Here is a 13472-nt window from a genome sequence, read left to right as displayed (position 1 = left end):
TGGCTTTTCTCTTGTTAGAAGACTCGAGTAAGTAGCCTTGGAAGATAAGTTTTTTTGGTAGTGGAGCTTTTAAAATCGTAGCAGACCTTGTCTCTTGTCAGTCTTTTCTTTTGGGTGTATAATAAGAAAAAGTATTTCTTTACAGGAGGTTGTTATGAAAAAGAAACCAATTTATCTCTATGTCTTACTGGGGTTAGAAACAGTAGGCACTTTGTGGGGGCTTATTTCGAAGTTTTCCTCTTCAAATGATGCCGTGGAAACCTTGCTAAAAGGGGTTAATGAGCCAGCAAAATCTCAGTATGCAACTTACTTTAGTAAGAGCGCTGAACTGTCAGGTTCGCTAATAAATAATATTTTCTTTTATGTTGGCTTGCTTCTTTTGATTGCAGCTTGGTTCTTTGTTTTTAAGAAAGATATTTTCAAAGCAAATCTTATTTACATCGCGAACGTTCTTATTGGCTTGATTGGAACAGCGTACGGTTATGTGGTAGCAAAAGGGATTGCAACGTCTTCTTTTTCAGATCCATCCTTACTCTCATCTCAGATACTAGGCCTGAACTTTACTATTGGCTTCTCTGTTGTTGTTAGTCTTATCTTTCTTTCCATCGTTATCTTTAAGTTGATCAAGCAGCAAAAGGAAGCTGAGAGTGTAGAAGTAGCTGAAGAAGATTAAGATTTAGCAAATAACATTTACTGCTGATAAGCTAGATGAGCGGATAAATGTTATTTTTTTGGAATGGAGCAAATAAACATGAAAGTTTCCTTAGTTTATATCAGCTTGAGTGGCAATACAGAGAGTTTTGTCCGTCGTTTGAGCGACTATTTGTTAGAGCAGCATCCGAGTTTAGAGATTGAGAAAATTCACATCAAAGATTTGGTTAAAGAGGGACGGCCTTTCTTTGAAATGACTAACCCCTTCATCACTTTTCTACCGACCTATCTAGAAGGTGGTAATGGTGTGGATAATGGCGATGTCGAAATTCTCACGACGGATGTAGCCGATTTTATTGCCTATGGGCAAAATGCTAGCAAGTGTTTTGGAGTTATCGGAAGTGGCAACCGTAACTTTAATAATCAGTACTGCCTGACTGCTAAACAATACAGCCAATGTTTTGGCTTCCCGGTTTTAGCTGATTTTGAAATGCGTGGTATGTTAGGCGATATTAAAAAAGTAGCTGGCATTATCGAGGAATTGTACGGAATAAAAGCATAAGAAAAAAGCCGTTCAGTCAACAGTTGTTGACTGAGCGGCTTTTGTTTCTATTCTTGACTTGCTTGTTCGCCGGTGATAGTTTCGACCAGCTCTTTTGAATATAAAATTCCTAAACGGTAGTTTTTGTTAACGTAAGCAATAAGGTCATTTTGGTTTTCACTAGTGGCCATTTTTTCTTGGAGTTCTTGTCGAAAATGATCACTTTTTAGGAGTTCCTGCTGCAGCAAAATCTGCAACTTTACCTTTTCTCTTTTGTTGTACAAAAAGAGAATGACCAAGCTAAGGGCAACTAAAATATAAGCAGTTTCATTCATAAAATATCTCTTCCTAAGAAAACCTCCCAAAACTGGAAGGTTTGTGTAGGGTTACATTTTTTCTGGTGCTTCTACACCAAGCATGCGGAGAGCTTCCTTCAGTACAACAGCAGTGGCGTAGCTAAGAGCTAGACGGCTGTCACGTTCCGGAGTTTCATCCAAGATGCGAGTGTGAGCATAGTATTTATTGAAGGCTTGAGCTAGGCTGATCGCGTATTTGGCAATCAGAGATGGCTCAAAGTTATCGGATGCACGTTTGACTACGCGAGCGAAGTCTTGGAGCAGTTTGATAATTTCCCAGCTTTCAGTATCGTTGAGGTTGTAGTTAGCGTCAAGACTTGGCTTGAAGTCTGCTTTGCGTAGGATAGACTGGATACGTGCATAGGCATACTGCACATACGGTCCAGTTTCACCTTCAAAGGAAACCATTGCTTCCAAATCAAAGTCGTAACCATTGCGACGGTCAGTTTTAAGGTCGTAGAATTTAACGGCACCAACACCAACTGCATGGGCAACAGCTTCTTTGTTTTCCAGATTTGGATTTTTCTCTTCAATTTGAGCTTTTGCCCGGCTGATCGCTTCTTGCAGAGTTGGTTCCAGAAGGATGATGTTTCCTTTACGTGTTGAAAGTTTTTGACGATTCTTCGTAACCAGACCAAAATCCACGTGGATCATATCATCGCTCCAGTCAAATCCCATCTTCTTAAGGACAGCTTTGAGCTGACGGAAGTGGTTTGATTGTTCTTGACCAACGACATAAACATTCTTGACGAAGTTGTAAGTGCGTGCACGGTACATAGCAGTGGCAATATCACGGGTGATGTAAAGCGTAGCACCGTCTGATTTTTTAATCATAGCTGGTGGAAGGTTGACATCATCCAAGTCCACAATGCTAGCGCCTTTTGATTCTTTCAGGAGACCCTTGTCTTCCAGAATTTTCACGGCCTCGTCCATCTTGTCATTGTAGAAGGCTTCTCCGTTTAAGCTATCGAATTCAACGCCGAGCAATTCATAGATGCGGTTAAATTCAACGAGACTTTCGTCACGGAACCATTGCCATAGTTCTGTTGCTTCTGGATCGCCATCTTCCAATTTCTTGAACCAGAGGCGGCCTTCGTCGTCCAAGGCTGGATCGTTTTCGATTTCAGCATTGATGCGGACGTAAAGTTGCAAGAGTTCATCAATTGGGTTGGCTTCAACGGCTTCCTTGTAGCCCCACTTCTTGTAGGCAACCATGAGAAGACCGAATTGCTTGCCCCAGTCACCTAAGTGATTGATCTTGATGGTATTGTAGCCCATCTTGCGAAAGATATTGGATAAGGCATCTCCGATAACAGTTGAGCGCAAGTGACCGACAGAGAAAGGTTTCGCAATGTTGGGACTGGAAAGGTCGATGGTAATATTTTCGCCCTGACCTTCGTTCTGTTGACCATAGTCAGCGCCTTCCTTGATGACTTCTTTGATAACTTGATCAGAGATTTTAGCTTTGTTGAGGAAGAAATTGACATAAGGTCCAGTTGCGACAACTTTTTCAAAATGACTTGGGTCGATCTTTTCAGCAATATCCGCAGCGATAGCTTGAGGAGCCTTGCGTTCTACTTTTGCAAGTGAGAAAGCTGGGAAGGCAATGTCTCCAAGATCGGAACTTTTCGGTTGCTCTAGTAGGTTAGAGATAGCGCTTTGGTCCAAGCTGTCAATAACTTTGGCCAACTCGCTAGCGATTAATTGTTTATTATCCATATTTGCTCCTTTGGGTCTTTTGTTACTATTCTATCATATTTTATGAGGAATCTTCAATTTTTTTGGTATAAGATAGATTTTTTGATATAATTGAGAGTATAAATATTCAGTCAATGAGGTCGAGTATGAGAAAGAGTGAGCGTCATCAGCTTATTAAATGGATGATCAAGGAAGAAAAGTTAGGAACACAAAAGGATATTCAAAAAAGACTGGAAGACGAGGGGATATTTGTGACCCAAACAACCCTCTCGCGGGATTTAAGAGAGATTGGCTTGACCAAGCTGAAGAAAGACGGGCAAGTCTACTATGTGCTGGCTCATGAAGCAGAGGAATTGGATCTGGCTGGATTTCTGGCCAGTCATGTTCAGGCTGTTTCTAGAGCGGAGTTCACGCTGGTTTTCCGTACAGGGCTGGGCGAAGCGACGGTCTTGGCAAATGTGGTAGATGGTTCGCTGGATAGTCGGATTTTAGGAACCGTTGCAGGGGCCAATACCTTGCTCGTGATTTGCCGGGATCAGGATGCGGCTAGAGAAATCGAAACGAGTGTCAAAGAAGGCATGGAATAGCCAAAAGCTTAGAATTGACGGAGAGGTTTGAGACGGAAGTCCTGACCTCGTTTGTTTTTAGAAAGGATAGAGATGGCAGTAGAAAAGTTATCGCCAGGCATGCAGCAGTATTTGGATATCAAAAAGGACTATCCAGATGCTTTCTTGCTCTTTCGGATGGGGGATTTCTATGAGTTGTTTTATGATGATGCGGTCAATGCCGCCCAGATTTTAGAGATTTCCCTCACCAGCCGCAATAAAAATGCAGAAAATCCGATTCCCATGGCTGGAGTTCCCTATCATTCGGCACAGCAGTATATTGATGTTTTGGTCGAGTCAGGCTATAAGGTAGCGATTGCGGAGCAGATGGAAGATCCCAAGGAAGCCAAGGGCGTTGTCAAGCGGGAGGTCGTTCAGGTTATCACACCGGGGACGGTAGTGGACTCCAGTAAGCCGGACTCTGCTAATAACTTTCTGGTGGCTCTGGATTACTCAGACGGCCTCTATGGTCTGGCTTATATGGACTTGGTGACCGGTGAGTTTCAGGTGACTAGTTTAGAGGACTTTAGCCTAGTCTGCGGGGAAATTCGCAATTTGAAGGCTAGGGAAGTGGTGCTGGGCTATACCTTGCCAGAAGCTGAGGAGCAGGTGTTGGCTGGACAGATGAATCTTTTACTGTCCTATGTACAGACGGCCTTGGACGATGTCCAGCTGCTGGGCGAGGAGCTGTCTCCTATGGAACGTCAGGCAGCAGGGAAATTGCTGGAGTATGTGCACCAGACCCAGATGAGGGAGCTCAGCCATTTAAAGAAGGCCCAGCATTATGAAATCAAGGACTTTCTGCAAATGGACTATGCCACCAAGGCGAGTCTGGATTTGACAGAAAATGCTCGTTCAGGCAAGAAGCACGGCAGTCTTTATTGGCTGATGGACGAGACCAAGACGGCCATGGGCGGCCGCATGCTGCGCTCTTGGATTCAGCGTCCGCTGATTGATGAAGCGCGAATTAGCCAGCGGCAGAATGTCGTCGAGGTTTTTCTGAATCATTTCTTTGAGCGGAGTGATTTGACGGAGAGCCTCAAGGGAGTCTATGATATTGAGCGGCTGGCTAGTCGGGTTTCTTTTGGCAAGACCAATCCCAAGGATCTGCTGCAGCTGGCAGTTACATTGGGCAATGTGCCTCAGATTAAGGCTATCTTGCAAGGAATCGGCAGCCCGCATCTAGCTCGTTTGATTGAGGGCCTGGATCCTATTCCAGAGTTGGCGGGCTTGATTAGCTCGGCTATTTCGCCGGATGCGCCCCATATCATCACCGAGGGTAATATCATTCGGACAGGCTTTGATGAGACCTTGGATCAGTATCGGCTTGTGCTGAGGGATGGGACCGGATGGATTGCGGAGCTGGAAGTCAAAGAACGTGCTAACAGCGGCATCAGCAATCTGAAGATTGATTATAATAAAAAAGATGGTTACTATTTCCACGTGACCAATTCCCAGCTGGCTCATGTGCCCAGTCATTTCTTCCGCAAGGCGACCCTGAAAAATTCGGAGCGTTTCGGAACGGAGGAGTTGGCCCGAATTGAGGGAGAGATGTTGGAGGCGCGTGAAAAATCTGCTAATCTGGAATACGAAATTTTCATGCGGATTCGCGAGGAAGCTGGCAAATACATCCAGCGCTTGCAGGCCTTGGCACAAACGCTTGCAGCTGTAGATGTCCTGCAGAGTTTTGCTGCGGTGGCAGAACAGCAGCATTTAGTGCGCCCTGTCTTTACTGGGGATCGCCGTCTGGAAATTGAAAAAGGCCGCCATCCTGTCGTGGAAAAGGTCATGGGAGTCCAGAGCTATATTCCAAATAGTATTCTGCTGGACCAGGAAACGGACATCCAGCTCATTACCGGACCTAATATGAGCGGGAAATCGACCTATATGCGCCAACTGGCGATCATCGTCATTATGGCACAGATGGGATCTTATGTGCCAGCTCAGTCTGCCAGTCTGCCGCTATTCGATGCGATTTTCACTCGCATCGGTGCAGCAGATGATCTGGTGTCCGGGCAGTCCACCTTTATGGTGGAGATGATGGAGGCCAATCGGGCCATTCGACAGGCCAGCGAGCGTTCGCTCATTCTCTTTGATGAGCTGGGCCGTGGGACGGCTACTTACGATGGGATGGCGCTGGCTCAGGCTATTATCGAGCATATTCATCACTATACTGGAGCCAAAACCCTCTTTGCCACCCACTATCATGAGCTGACAGCCTTAGAGGATAGTTTGGAGCATTTGGAAAATGTCCATGTGGCAACCTTGGAAAAGGACGGGCAGGTGACTTTTCTGCATAAGATTGAGCTGGGTCCGGCTGACAAGTCCTACGGAATCCATGTAGCGAAGATTGCCGGACTTCCTGAGAAATTACTGGAGCGGGCGGATAGCATTTTGAGCCATTTGGAGAGTCAGGATACAGGACTAGGCTCAGAGTTTCCTACTGCATCCAGATCGAAGCAGCCGCAAGTGGCGGAGCAGATGTCTCTTTTTGCAGAAGGAACGGAAAATCCAGTCCTGACTGAACTCCGAGACTTGGACATCTACAATATGACCCCCCTGGAAGTTATGGCGGCAGTGGCCGAGCTCAAGAAAAAGCTGTAAAAACAAAGAGGCTGGGACAAAAGTCCTAGCCTCTCAATTGTCTTTGGATTGTCGAGCAAGACGCAGTGGTTGAGTGGGCTCTACTACGCTGATTTCATCAGCTTTTACAGCCCTACTCAACTGTGCGGAGGTGGGACGACGAAATCGAATTCTAACGAATTACCGATTTCTATCCCACTCTCGCTCTTTTTGTTTCTCACGATTTGCTAGACAAACCACTGTTGATTTTTTGAATGTTGCGGTAGGTGCGATAGTAGATGATAGCTGAAATAATCAGATAAATGAGGGTGAATTCCCCAACGGCAGTCAGTGTCAGGCTGAGTATTTTTTCTCTTGGGAAAAATCCAGCTAGATTAGCTAAAAGTGCAAAGGTCAGAATCATCACACTATAGTGACTGACGATGGAGCGCACGATGCTCCAGTCTCTTTGGAAGAAGCTTCCACTCCATCTGAAAACAGCTCCCATGATAAACCAGACAAGCATGCAGTAGAGCATGATGAGGGAAACATGGACATGTTGGCTCAAAAAGAAGTGACCGATAGGGGAGCGAGGGTGCAGCGGTAGATAAGCTGGATTGTAAAAATAAGAAACAATCATGGAGAAGAAGAGACCGATGAAAATCCCTCCAATCCCTCCGAAAAAGAGTTCTTTAAGACGAGTTTTCATAATTGCAACCTTTCTTTGATAGATTTGAGATAACGGCGGGACGAGTATGTCTGGTCGCCGTTTTTCAGAAATATTTGAATCAGACCATTTGGAGTCAGCTTGAGGTGGCTGATTTGTCGGCTGTTGATAATCTCCGACTGAGAAATCTGCAGGAAATACTCCGGCAGGACCTGCAGCAACTGATAAAGAGCTTGTTGAGCTCGATAGCCGTCTTTTGCCGTTCGAACCTGAACCTGGCGATTTTCTGTATAGATTCGGTGGATTTCCTTAGCATCCAGCAGATAGATTTCATCTTCTTTTTTGACATGAATCTTGTCTTCTTTGCCTAGATGTTGAGCAAAGTGGACCAATTCCTGAATACTTTCTGTCATGAGGCGAGCCTCAATGCTAACGGAGTCTTCGGTAACTTGAGAATCGATTCTTAGCTTAACTTTCATAACTTCCTCCTTTCACCTTTATTAAACCGCAACTTAGCAGCGAAAACAAGCCCTTTTGTCTATGTGGCAGCTATTTGTGTCTATATGGTTTGGCTGGCGGGCAGAATGGTCAAGAAAAGGCTGCCTTCTGATAGAAAGAGCCCAATGTGTTATAATAGATAGCAGAACAAATACGGAGAAAATGATGTCAAAAATTATCGAACTTCCAGAAATTCTAGCCAATCAGATTGCGGCCGGTGAAGTCATTGAGCGGCCTAGCAGCGTGGTCAAGGAGCTAGTGGAAAATTCAATTGATGCGGGTGCCAGCCAGATTACCATCGAAATCGAAGAGGCTGGACTCAAGAGCATTCAGGTGACGGATAATGGCGAGGGAATAGACCACGAAGATGTCCCTCTGGCCCTTCGCCGCCATGCTACCAGTAAAATCAAGAAGCAGGCGGATCTCTTTCGGATTCGGACACTGGGTTTTCGTGGCGAGGCCATTCCTTCTATTGCTTCTGTCTCGCGTTTTACTATTGAGACAGCGACGGAAGCCGGCCAGCACGGGACTCTGCTGGTTGCCCAAGGTGGTGAGATTGAAGAGCATGTGCCTACTAGCAGCCCGGTGGGAACGAAAATCAAGATAGAAGATCTCTTCTTCAATACTCCAGCCCGGCTCAAGTATATGAAGAGCCAGCAGGCTGAGCTGTCCCATATCGTTGATGTGATTAATCGGCTCAGTCTGGCCCATCCGGAGGTGGCTTTCACCCTTGTCAGCGACGGCCGCGAAATGACAAGGACTGCCGGTAGTGGCAATCTACGTCAGGCTATTGCGGGAATCTATGGTCTGGCAACAGCTAAGAAAATGGTGGAAATCTCTGCTTCAGATCTGGACTTTGAGGTGAGCGGCTATGTCAGTCTGCCCGAGCTGACTCGTGCAAATCGTAATTATATTACGATCCTTATCAACGGTCGCTATATTAAGAATTTCCTGCTCAATCGTGCTATTTTGGACGGCTACGGCAGCAAGCTTATGGTAGGCCGCTTTCCACTCGCGGTCATCAATATTCAGATTGACCCTTATCTGGCTGATGTCAATGTCCATCCGACCAAGCAAGAGGTGCGGATTTCTAAAGAACGGGAACTCATGGCTTTGATTTCGCAAGCCATTGCGACCAGTCTCAAGGAGCAGGATCTTATCCCGGATGCTTTGGAAAATCTTGCCAAATCAACTGTTAAGCGTGCCAATAAGCCTGAGCAGACCAGCCTTCCTCTTAAAGAAAATCGCCTCTACTACGATAAGGAGCAGAATGACTTCTTCCTCAAGCCACAGGTGGCCGAGCAGCAACTATCCTTTGAAGAAACATCAGAACCTGTTCAGGCAAATACTGACGAAAAAGCAGAGCCACAACCGACTTCGGTCAAATTCGCAGAGAGAAAGCTGGCCAGCTATGACCAACTAGACCATCCCGAGCTAGACCAGGCTAGTCTGGAGCGGGCTGTGGATAAGTTAGAACAGGAAGAGAAGTCAAGCTTCCCAGAGTTAGAATACTTCGGGCAGATGCATGGTACCTATCTCTTTGCTCAGGGCAAGGGCGGTCTTTACATTATTGACCAGCATGCTGCCCAAGAGCGGGTCAAGTATGAGTATTATCGGGAGAAGATTGGGGATGTGGACAATAGCCAGCAGCAACTCTTAGTGCCTTATATCTTTGAATTTCCAGCGGACGATATGCTGCGAATCAAGCAGCGGATGGAGCTGTTAGAAGACGCTGGCATCTTTTTAGAAGAGTACGGAGCCAATCAGTTTATCCTTCGTGAACATCCGATTTGGTTCAAAGAAGAGGAGATTGAGGCCGGCATCTATGAAATGTGTGATATGCTTCTCCTGACCAAGGAAGTTTCTATCAAGAAATATCGAGCAGAGCTAGCCATTATGATGAGCTGCAAACGCTCCATCAAGGCCAATCACAGTCTGGATGACTATTCTGCGCGTGATTTGCTCTTTCAGCTGTCCCAGTGTGATAATCCTTACAACTGCCCACACGGCCGACCGGTCTTGGTCAACTTTACCAAGTCGGATATGGAAAAAATGTTCCGCCGCATTCAGGAAAATCATACTAGCCTGAGGGAGTTAGGGAAATACTAAACTGTATAGAAGATCAAACAGCCCTAGTCATCGAACTAGAGCTGTTTTGAATTGTTGAGCTGAACTTGCGTTCCAGCAAGCAAATCAGCTGGATGGCGTTTGTCTTTGCGAAGTAGTCCCATCAGCAAAAAGATCAGGAAGAAAATCCCTGCTGAAGTTGACAAGAAAATTGACAGGGCATCTGCTTGATAAGCACTACGGATAGCTCCCATATGCCCCAGCTGCCAAGGGACAAACTTGATAGCAGAGCGCAAAAGGCTGTGAGCAAAGCTCCTATGCTTGTAAACTAACTGTAAACCTGCCCAACGCTTGCCAAAACTGCCTTTTCTATAGTCTAACCAAGCAAAGATAATAGTTAGAGGCAGGACTGAGCTAGAAAAAGCCAGAAGCTGGCTCTGGGCTTCAGTGAATACAGGAATGCCTCCTAGAACCAGATTGTAAAAGCCCATAGCTAGTAAAAAAAGAGCAATGAGGTAGCCTGAGATGAAGAGCCAGTCTCCAATCAGCTCTTTCAGACGAGTTTTGACAGGTAGGGGATTGTCAGTTTTTAGTTTCATCTTGAGCATCTTCTTTTTTAGAATCATCAAAGCCGATAACCTTGTCCAGATACTTTTCCTTAATCTTTAGCGCCTTGTTAATAGCCATTGCTGATGCGACTAGGAGGAAAAAAGTTAACCAGACTAGGGCAGTGAATTTTGCTGGAAAGATAGAACCTGCGGAAAAGAGATAAATAGCCAAGGCTGATACAAGAATATACAAAATATGCCAGAAGCCATAAGATTTTACTTGCTGATAGTAGCGGTCTTTTTCGTCTTCTGAGAGGACGGGTTTTATTTCCGGCTTGTCACTTTCTTCTAAAAGTAGATAATCTGTCGTCACCTGGAAAATCTTGCTCAGCTCTACAATTTTTTCCAGTTCTGGCAGCGCTTGGCCAGACTCCCACTTGGAAATGCTCTGGCGAGAGACATTGATCTGTTCAGCCAGTTTTTCTTGTGACCAGCCTTTTTCTTTTCTTAGTTCAAATAATTTATCAGCGAGTTTCATCGTGACAGCCTCCTTTTCTTTGCTGACTCTATCCTAACAGCTTTTAGTTATCTTGAGAATACAGCTTCCTGTACATTTTGTCAACCACCGGTTGCACTTCTATTTGCAGTTTCTAGACCAAAAATATGATATACTAGATAAGCAAAATGATACAAAAAGAAGGAAGATTATGTACGAATATTTTAAAGGAATCATCAGTAAAATCACAGCCAAGTATATTGTATTGGAAGTCAACTCTATCGGCTATATTCTTCATGTGGCCAACCCTTATGCTTACTCAGGACATCTCCATCAGGAAGCTAAGGTCTATGTTCACCAGGTGGTAAGAGAAGATGCGGAACTCTTATATGGTTTTGCAACCGAGGAGGAGAAGCAACTCTTTCTCAGCTTGATTTCAGTCTCAGGTATTGGCCCAGTGTCTGCCCTGGCTATTATTGCAGCTGATGATAATGTTGGCTTGGTACAAGCTATTGAGCAGAAAAACATCACCTACCTGACCAAGTTTCCTAAAATTGGCAAGAAGACAGCCCAGCAGATGGTGCTGGACTTGGAAGGAAAAGTGGCAGTAGCTGGTGACGAACTTCCTGCCAAGGCTGCAGTACAAGCTAGCAATGAAAATCAAGAATTGGAAGAAGCCATGGAAGCCATGCTGGCTCTGGGCTACAAAGCCGCTGAACTCAAGAAAATCAAGAAATTCTTTGAAGGCACGACTGATACGGCGGAAAACTATATCAAGTCTGCCCTTAAGATGTTGGTGAAATAGGAGGAAGATATGACCAAACGCTGCGGCTGGGTAAAAATGAATAACCCTTTGTATGTAGCCTATCATGATGAGGAGTGGGGCAAGCCCCTCCATGATGATCAGAAATTATTTGAATTGCTTTGTATGGAGACCTATCAGGCTGGACTTTCTTGGGAGACCATTCTGAATAAACGCCAAGCCTTCCGAGAAGCTTTTCATTTCTATGATGCCCAGAAAATTGTCCAGATGACGGATGCAGACTTGGATGCTCTTTTGGATAATCCTAATATCGTCCGCAATAAGATGAAGATCTATGCAACTAGGGATAATGCCCAAGCTTTTCTGGCTGTTCAAAAGCAGTTTGGCTCTTTTAATGACTATATCTGGTCCTTTGTCGATTTCAAAATGATTGACAATCAAATTACGAACTACAAGGAAGCACCTACTAAGACAGAGCTGTCAGAAACTATGTCCAAGGCGCTGAAAAAGCAAGGCTTCAAATTTGTCGGTCCAGTTTGTGTCTATTCATTCTTAGAAGCAGCTGGCCTTATCAATGACCATGAAAATGATTGTGATTGGAAGTAGAACAATGAAAACAAGAAAATTTCTCCTTATTTTTATCACCCTCTATACGATCTTATTCCTAGGTAGAGGCTTGCAGTTGATTGGGATAAATTGGTTGATTTACCCAGTTTATTTCCTTTTATTTATCTTGGGAATCTTAGCTTATCGTGAAGAATTAAAGGAGCAGCTAGCCTTGATTCTGACCAAGAAGAAGGAATTTCTAAAAACGATTTCCTTGTATATGGTCTTTGTTTTCCTCCTGTCCATTGCCTGCAACTTGCTTTCAGCTCTGATTAAACACAGTCTAGGCTTGCCACTGCAGGGACAGAATGAAGCCAATATTCAAGGTGCCTTGTTGAAAAATCCCTTTCTAATCTTGGTGGTCGGCTGCTTTATTGGGCCAATAGTTGAAGAGTTTTTCTTCCGTCGCTTTTTCCTAGGCAGCTTCATGGCAAAATTCCCTAACTGGCTTGGTATTGTGTTAACCACCTTTCTATTTGCTACCCTGCATATGCACAGCTGGGTCTTGTCAGAGTGGGTGACAGCTATTTCCTACATTGCCGGGGGTCTTCTTCTCTCGCTCCTATATCTGAGAAAGGACAAAAATATCTGGTATCCAATTGTCCTCCATTGTTGCAACAATATCATTGCTTTTGTGATTACCTTATTGACTATAAATCAATAAAAGAGTCTGGGACAAAAGTCCGACCTCAAATATAAAAAGCGAACAAAACTAGTTTTCTGGTAATCAGAATTCTGCTTTGTTCGCTTTTCGCATTTAATTATAGATTTGAAGGGCTTAATAATTGAGATTTTTAAAAATTGAAATCTTTTTGTCCCAAACTCTTTTTGTTATCTCTACTCTCTTATTCCCCTTTCTGCATCCAAATCTTTTCCTTGATAAAGATGCGCAGCTCGAAGAAAAGCATAAAGAGAGTTGAGACGAGGAAGCCCGCCATAAAGATATGGTGTAAATAAGCAAAGATGGCGATTTCAACCAAAACGGAGAAGAGGTAGAAAATGACCAAATAGTGCCATTTCTTGGCCTTGCTGTCTTCGATGACCTTTTTCTCCAAGCGCCCATCCTCCTTGATGAGCTGGTCCAAGCTGAGATCAAACTCGCGGCTAATGGCGATGAGATTTCCAATATCAGGGATACCTTTTTCGCTTTCCCAGCGGGCAATGGCAGAGCGGGAAACCTTGAGTCTTTCAGCCAAGGCTTCCTGAGTGAGCTGATGATGTTGACGAATGTCTTTGAGAACTTGAGAGATTTTCATGATGGTTCCCTTTCTAACGAAATGAATAAATTACTTTTACGTCCTTTTCATGTTTATTATAAAAAGAAAAGTCTCCTTTGCCAATAGCATCTGCCTAACGATCCAGTTATTCTCCATAACAAACAGAATTCCAAAAGTTATCCACAGGATGTTGACAA

15 protein-coding genes are annotated in these 13472 nt (G+C 44.5%); 8 read left to right on the top strand and 7 right to left on the bottom strand.

Annotated elements, in window-relative coordinates; translation table 11 throughout:
• Positions 1-154: 154 nt before the first annotated feature.
• Together D8792_RS04650 and nrdI are read left to right on the top strand one after the other, a co-directional pair.
• On the top strand, positions 155-673 hold the full coding sequence (locus tag D8792_RS04650; RefSeq protein ID WP_125370809.1) for an ABC transporter permease: 519 nt from the start codon (positions 155-157) through the stop codon (positions 671-673).
• A gap of 63 nt (positions 674-736) precedes the next feature.
• Positions 737-1213, top strand: coding sequence for a class Ib ribonucleoside-diphosphate reductase assembly flavoprotein NrdI (gene nrdI, locus D8792_RS04645; RefSeq protein ID WP_376739435.1), 477 nt, complete (start codon positions 737-739; stop codon positions 1211-1213).
• Positions 1214-1260: 47 nt separating this feature from the next.
• Here nrdI and D8792_RS04640 read toward each other — a convergent pair whose 3' ends face one another.
• Together D8792_RS04640 and argS are read right to left on the bottom strand one after the other, a co-directional pair.
• On the bottom strand, positions 1261-1527 hold the full coding sequence (locus D8792_RS04640) for a MarR family transcriptional regulator (RefSeq protein WP_125373087.1): 267 nt from the start codon (positions 1525-1527) through the stop codon (positions 1261-1263).
• A 51-nt stretch (positions 1528-1578) separates the two neighbouring features.
• On the bottom strand, positions 1579-3267 hold the full coding sequence (gene argS / locus D8792_RS04635) for an arginine--tRNA ligase (protein ID WP_125373086.1): 1689 nt from the start codon (positions 3265-3267) through the stop codon (positions 1579-1581).
• A gap of 125 nt (positions 3268-3392) precedes the next feature.
• Between argS and argR the strand changes: the two genes are divergently transcribed.
• Together argR and mutS are read left to right on the top strand one after the other, a co-directional pair.
• Positions 3393-3833: an arginine repressor gene (argR, locus tag D8792_RS04630; RefSeq protein ID WP_125373085.1), complete on the top strand. Its 441-nt coding sequence runs from the start codon at positions 3393-3395 to the stop codon at positions 3831-3833.
• Positions 3834-3905: 72 nt separating this feature from the next.
• Positions 3906-6455 (top strand): DNA mismatch repair protein MutS, encoded by a 2550-nt coding sequence (mutS, locus tag D8792_RS04625; RefSeq protein ID WP_125373084.1) that lies wholly within the window; start codon positions 3906-3908, stop codon positions 6453-6455.
• Positions 6456-6651: 196 nt separating this feature from the next.
• On the opposite strand, the gene D8792_RS04615 is transcribed toward mutS, so the two are convergent.
• Both D8792_RS04615 and D8792_RS04610 read right to left on the bottom strand, forming a co-directional pair.
• Positions 6652-7122, bottom strand: a complete 471-nt coding sequence (locus tag D8792_RS04615; RefSeq protein WP_125373082.1) for a DUF3021 family protein — start codon at positions 7120-7122, stop codon at positions 6652-6654.
• The gene (locus D8792_RS04610) at positions 7119-7559 is read right to left on the bottom strand and encodes a LytTR family DNA-binding domain-containing protein (RefSeq protein ID WP_125373081.1); all 441 of its coding nucleotides are present in this window, start codon (positions 7557-7559) and stop codon (positions 7119-7121) included. The genes D8792_RS04615 and D8792_RS04610 overlap by 4 nt, the downstream gene beginning before the upstream one ends.
• A 184-nt stretch (positions 7560-7743) precedes the next feature.
• Between D8792_RS04610 and mutL the strand changes: the two genes are divergently transcribed.
• Complete coding sequence (gene mutL, locus D8792_RS04605) at positions 7744-9687, top strand: DNA mismatch repair endonuclease MutL (protein WP_125373080.1); 1944 nt, start codon at positions 7744-7746, stop codon at positions 9685-9687.
• 35 nt (positions 9688-9722) lie between these two features.
• Here the strand turns inward: mutL and D8792_RS04600 are convergent, their stop codons facing one another.
• Positions 9723-10244: an RDD family protein gene (locus tag D8792_RS04600; RefSeq protein ID WP_185758400.1), complete on the bottom strand. Its 522-nt coding sequence runs from the start codon at positions 10242-10244 to the stop codon at positions 9723-9725.
• Positions 10228-10731: a helix-turn-helix domain-containing protein gene (locus tag D8792_RS04595; RefSeq protein WP_125373077.1), complete on the bottom strand. Its 504-nt coding sequence runs from the start codon at positions 10729-10731 to the stop codon at positions 10228-10230. The genes D8792_RS04600 and D8792_RS04595 overlap by 17 nt, the downstream gene beginning before the upstream one ends.
• A gap of 169 nt (positions 10732-10900) precedes the next feature.
• Here D8792_RS04595 and ruvA point away from each other — a divergent pair, with 169 nt between their 5' ends.
• Genes ruvA through D8792_RS04580 form a run of 3 tightly spaced genes read left to right on the top strand, consistent with a single transcriptional unit; the run spans position 10901 to position 12722 of the window.
• Complete coding sequence (ruvA, locus tag D8792_RS04590; RefSeq protein WP_125373076.1) at positions 10901-11494, top strand: Holliday junction branch migration protein RuvA; 594 nt, start codon at positions 10901-10903, stop codon at positions 11492-11494.
• A gap of 9 nt (positions 11495-11503) precedes the next feature.
• The gene (locus D8792_RS04585) at positions 11504-12058 is read left to right on the top strand and encodes a DNA-3-methyladenine glycosylase I (RefSeq protein WP_125373075.1); all 555 of its coding nucleotides are present in this window, start codon (positions 11504-11506) and stop codon (positions 12056-12058) included.
• A gap of 4 nt (positions 12059-12062) precedes the next feature.
• Positions 12063-12722 carry a CPBP family glutamic-type intramembrane protease gene (locus tag D8792_RS04580; RefSeq protein ID WP_125373074.1) on the top strand — a complete coding sequence of 220 codons (660 nt, stop codon included), beginning with the start codon at positions 12063-12065 and terminating at the stop codon, positions 12720-12722.
• 181 nt (positions 12723-12903) lie between these two features.
• Here D8792_RS04580 and D8792_RS04575 read toward each other — a convergent pair whose 3' ends face one another.
• On the bottom strand, positions 12904-13314 hold the full coding sequence (locus D8792_RS04575) for a helix-turn-helix domain-containing protein (RefSeq protein WP_125373073.1): 411 nt from the start codon (positions 13312-13314) through the stop codon (positions 12904-12906).
• Positions 13315-13472: the final 158 nt, after the last annotated feature.

Source organism: Streptococcus cristatus (assembly GCF_003943505.1).
Lineage (GTDB): Bacteria > Bacillota > Bacilli > Lactobacillales > Streptococcaceae > Streptococcus > Streptococcus cristatus_E.
This window is presented reverse-complemented; position numbering and strand designations above follow the sequence as displayed.

What these genes read in the sequence shown, in the direction of transcription:
- D8792_RS04650 (WP_125370809.1), top strand. Translation starts at nt 155, where the DNA reads ATGAAAAAGAAACCAATTTATCTCTATGTCTTACTGGGGTTAGAAACA.
- nrdI (WP_376739435.1), top strand. Translation starts at nt 737, where the DNA reads ATGGAGCAAATAAACATGAAAGTTTCCTTAGTTTATATCAGCTTGAGT.
- D8792_RS04640 (WP_125373087.1), bottom strand. Translation starts at nt 1,527, where the DNA reads ATGAATGAAACTGCTTATATTTTAGTTGCCCTTAGCTTGGTCATTCTC.
- argS (WP_125373086.1), bottom strand. Translation starts at nt 3,267, where the DNA reads ATGGATAATAAACAATTAATCGCTAGCGAGTTGGCCAAAGTTATTGAC.
- argR (WP_125373085.1), top strand. Translation starts at nt 3,393, where the DNA reads ATGAGAAAGAGTGAGCGTCATCAGCTTATTAAATGGATGATCAAGGAA.
- mutS (WP_125373084.1), top strand. Translation starts at nt 3,906, where the DNA reads ATGGCAGTAGAAAAGTTATCGCCAGGCATGCAGCAGTATTTGGATATC.
- D8792_RS04615 (WP_125373082.1), bottom strand. Translation starts at nt 7,122, where the DNA reads ATGAAAACTCGTCTTAAAGAACTCTTTTTCGGAGGGATTGGAGGGATT.
- D8792_RS04610 (WP_125373081.1), bottom strand. Translation starts at nt 7,559, where the DNA reads ATGAAAGTTAAGCTAAGAATCGATTCTCAAGTTACCGAAGACTCCGTT.
- mutL (WP_125373080.1), top strand. Translation starts at nt 7,744, where the DNA reads ATGTCAAAAATTATCGAACTTCCAGAAATTCTAGCCAATCAGATTGCG.
- D8792_RS04600 (WP_185758400.1), bottom strand. Translation starts at nt 10,244, where the DNA reads ATGAAACTAAAAACTGACAATCCCCTACCTGTCAAAACTCGTCTGAAA.
- D8792_RS04595 (WP_125373077.1), bottom strand. Translation starts at nt 10,731, where the DNA reads ATGAAACTCGCTGATAAATTATTTGAACTAAGAAAAGAAAAAGGCTGG.
- ruvA (WP_125373076.1), top strand. Translation starts at nt 10,901, where the DNA reads ATGTACGAATATTTTAAAGGAATCATCAGTAAAATCACAGCCAAGTAT.
- D8792_RS04585 (WP_125373075.1), top strand. Translation starts at nt 11,504, where the DNA reads ATGACCAAACGCTGCGGCTGGGTAAAAATGAATAACCCTTTGTATGTA.
- D8792_RS04580 (WP_125373074.1), top strand. Translation starts at nt 12,063, where the DNA reads ATGAAAACAAGAAAATTTCTCCTTATTTTTATCACCCTCTATACGATC.
- D8792_RS04575 (WP_125373073.1), bottom strand. Translation starts at nt 13,314, where the DNA reads ATGAAAATCTCTCAAGTTCTCAAAGACATTCGTCAACATCATCAGCTC.